This is a genomic window from Spiroplasma sp. hy2, assembly GCF_044714365.1.
GTDB lineage: Bacteria > Bacillota_I > Bacilli_A > Mycoplasmatales > Mycoplasmataceae > Spiroplasma > Spiroplasma phoeniceum.
This window is the reverse complement of record NZ_RXFZ02000120.1, coordinates 1-3,200: the sequence shown is the minus strand read 5'-3', so window position 1 is coordinate 3,200 and position 3,200 is coordinate 1. Positions and strand designations below refer to the sequence as shown.

Annotated in this window: 3 protein-coding genes; 2 read left to right on the top strand and 1 reads right to left on the bottom strand. The window is 24.7% G+C overall.

What is annotated here, in order from left to right; translation table 4 throughout:
• The first annotated feature begins 184 nt into the window (after positions 1–184).
• Entirely contained in the window at positions 185–1,150 is a 966-nt protein-coding gene (gene holA, locus EHV01_RS04255) for a DNA polymerase III subunit delta (RefSeq protein ID WP_422066353.1), read from the top strand.
• 35 nt (positions 1,151–1,185) lie between these two features.
• The gene (locus EHV01_RS04250) at positions 1,186–2,676 is read left to right on the top strand and encodes a hypothetical protein (protein WP_422066352.1); all 1,491 of its coding nucleotides are present in this window, start codon (positions 1,186–1,188) and stop codon (positions 2,674–2,676) included.
• A gap of 72 nt (positions 2,677–2,748) precedes the next feature.
• Here the strand turns inward: EHV01_RS04250 and rpsT are convergent, their stop codons facing one another.
• Positions 2,749–3,000 carry a 30S ribosomal protein S20 gene (gene rpsT / locus EHV01_RS04245; RefSeq protein ID WP_422066351.1) on the bottom strand — a complete coding sequence of 84 codons (252 nt, stop codon included), beginning with the start codon at positions 2,998–3,000 and terminating at the stop codon, positions 2,749–2,751.
• Between the last annotated feature and the right edge of the window lie 200 nt (positions 3,001–3,200).

Sequence of the window (3,200 nt, the reverse complement as noted above, 5' to 3'; positions counted from 1 at the left end):
ATYTAATTATTTTTTTCATTAATTATTTACCTCCATATATTAAAAATATACCTAATTTTAGGTATATTTTATAAATATCAAGAGTTTTCGACAAAATTAAAGTAAATCCTTAATTTATTTTTTATTTTATATGATAATATTACTTTGTCAGAAGTTTTAGAACATTTTAAAGGAGCTTTAAAAGATGTTTTTAATATATGGAGAAGATGCTTTTTTAATTAAAATGCAAAAAAATAAGATTTTAAAAAAAATTAATCCTGATAATGAGTATGATTTACAAGAATATAATTACTTAGAAGACCCCCTATTATCTATTCTGAATGATGCCAACACAATTCCAATGTTTTCAGGAAAAAGAATAATAATAGTTAATGATAGTTATTTTCTTACAGAAGAAAAGATTAAGACAAAAATAGACAATAAAAGTTATTTAACAAGTTTAATGGAATATTTAGCAGCTCCAAATCCGAGTACTTTTATTATTTTTATTTGTCCAGTCAATAAACTTAGTAATCGTTTAAAAATAACTAAACAAATGTTAGCGTTAACTAGTGTTTTAAAAGCAACAAATTTATCATATAATGAATTAATTAAGTTTATTGATGATTATATTACAAAGCATAATGGGACGATTAAACAAAATTTAATTCCTAAGATTGTTGAATATTTGCCAAATAATTTATATGTTATTAAAAATGAATTAGAAAAATTATTATTAATAAATTCAAATATTACGATGGAATTAATTGAAAATAATATGACAAAGTATTTAGATACCGATATTTTTAAATTAGTTGATGATTTATTAAAAAATGATTTGAATAGTTTTTTAATAAATTATCATTATTTACAAGAACGCGGTTTAAATAGTATTGCTTTATTAGCATTAATTACCAATAGTATTATTTTTACAAGAGATATTATTGTTTTATCTGCTTTAAAAAAAACACCTTCACAAATTGCAGAAATTTTACAAATTCATCCGTTTCGAGTAAAAAAAATTTCAGAACATATGCATAATTTCAGTATTAATAAAGCAAATAATATTATTCAAGAATTATTTTGAATTGATTATAATATAAAAAAAGGTATAATAAGAAAAGAAATTAGTAGTGATTTGTATTTAATTAAATTATTTGATATAAATTAAATTATTACAAAAAGAGAGATGAGGGACATAAATAAATGAAAGAAAATAAATTATATGCCCATATAGTTTATACATTATATAATATCTTTAACGATGATAATATTAAGGCACAAGTAATAGTTAACCAGGACTTTAAAAAATTAGTAATTCAACAAATTTGTAATTTATTAACATTAGAAAAAGAATTTAATGCAAATTTAAATGATAATAAATTTACTCTTTCATTTGCTCAAGTTTTGGCTGATATTACTAATGAATCAGAAACAATTGAAAAGGTTGACGGGGCTACTTTTAATATGTTAGATGAAGAATATGTTGTTTTTGTGCAATATATTGTTTCAAATTTTAGTGTTGAAAAAAATTATATTACCAGAGAAAACATCGTCACTAATGAGTTAATTGATGCCACAGCTGATTTTACTGATGAAAAGGCAATTGATAATGCTCGTGAGAAGTTAAAAGTTAAAGCTAATGAAGAAGGGGCAGACGAATCACAACCGGAAGTAGGACCAGCAAGAGGAATTGGAGGCATAGGAGCGCCAATGGGTGGCATTAGCCCAGACTTTAGTGATCCAAGTAAATTTGATATGTCACAAATGATGCAGCAAATGGCAAATATGCCAATTCATCCACGCTTAGACCCACGGTTTTATTTTTATACTTCAAAACCAAAGTATATGCCAATTTTAAAGAAAATTGTTGCTGGTTTTGTTATTTTAGCTTCTGCTTTGTTAATTTTATTGTGATTTTTAAATTCCTATTTAAATATCTATTTAGACACAAAAGTAATTGTTTATACAATCCCAGGAACTAGTGCAGTTGTTATTATTGGTGGTGGGGCTGATAGTGCTTTACATAATGCTAACAATAATTTTAGTGAAGTATTTAGTTTTGGTCCAAAATATAAATTTTTATTAATGCAGTCCGCCGGATTGCAAACCTTCTCAGGAATTTTATCGATTTTGCCAGGAATTTTCTTGGGTTATGAATTATTAGGGAAAAACCGTTTTAAACGGGATAATTATGTTGTTAGATTCTGACCAGTTGTATTATCAATCATTATTCTTCTTTATTCTTCATTGTCATTAATTCAAGTATTATTACCAAATGTTGTTGAGAAATATTTTAATAGTATATCGGTACCTAATAATGGCTATATTATTAAAAACGACCCACAATTAGAAATAACAGAATGATTATTATTACCAGATTCAGATTTAACTATGACAATTAATAGTTTAGTAAGCGAAGTTTATAATAGCACAACTTACCAAGTATTACATATTTTTACAATTATTTCAATGATTGCTGGTCTTCTTGCGGGAATTATGGTTATTATTTTAGCAGTTTTAGCTCCTAAAACAGACCGTAATAAATTAATTCGTGCCAATACAGAATACCAAAAAGCAGTTACTGCAATGATGAATAGACAAAAATATGAAATGGATCCAACATTATTTGATGATGAGTTTAAGGATGATAATGTTTTTGAAAAAGATGATTCTAATAAATCAAAAGATAAATAAAAAAAATCATATTAATTATGATTTTTTTTATTTTTTTAATATTTACTGTCTTTGTTGAAAAGGATTTTGAAATTAATGTGCTTTAAGCATTAATCTTCTTTTAACACGAGCAGCTTTATTAGCATGATAAATTCCTTTAGTAACTGCTTTGTCAACTAAACTAATTGCAGTATTAACTAATTGTGATGCGTTTGCTTCTTGTGCGTTAATAGCGATTTCTGCTTTTTTGATTGCTGTTTTTACTGATGATTTAAAAGATTTATTTGCTAAATTAGCTTTTGAATTTGTTTTAACTCTTTTAATTTGTGATTTAATATTAGCCATTTTTGCTCTCCTTTCGACTTTTAATACACAAAGGAATTATAGCAAATAGATAAAAAAGTGTAAAAGAAAGTACTACTTTTTTTAATATTTTATCTTTAATTTTGTCGAAAACTCTTGATGAAATAAAAAAAATCATCAATATGACAATTTGAAAACTAATTTTGTGTAAGATTATGATTTTGCTTTAAATTTTTTAAWRT